Here is a 268-nt window from a genome sequence, read left to right on the forward strand (position 1 = left end):
GGGCAGCGCTCACGCTGGTGCCAGGGCATGCTGCAGATCATGCTGCTCAAGAACCCGCTCTTCAAGAGCGGGCTGAGGCCGATCCAGAGGCTCTGCTACCTGTCGAGCATGACGTTCTGGTTCTTCCCGCTCCCGCGGCTGATCTTCATGGCGGCCCCGCTGCTGTACATCTTCTTCGACATGAAGATCGTCGTCGCCAACGTCGACGAGGCCATCGCCTACACGGCCACCTACATCGTCGTGAACCTGATGATGCAGAACTACCTCT

General features: G+C 60.1%; 1 protein-coding gene. It reads left to right on the forward strand.

The genetic code is table 11. The annotated features are described in order from the left end of the window. Positions 1-268: hypothetical protein (locus tag CVH10_RS21035; protein ID WP_219924933.1), on the forward strand; the 268-nt coding region annotated here is incomplete at both ends.

The organism is Halomonas sp. ND22Bw (genome assembly GCF_003011945.1).
In the GTDB taxonomy this organism is placed as follows: Bacteria; Pseudomonadota; Gammaproteobacteria; order Pseudomonadales; family Halomonadaceae; genus Halomonas; species Halomonas halophila.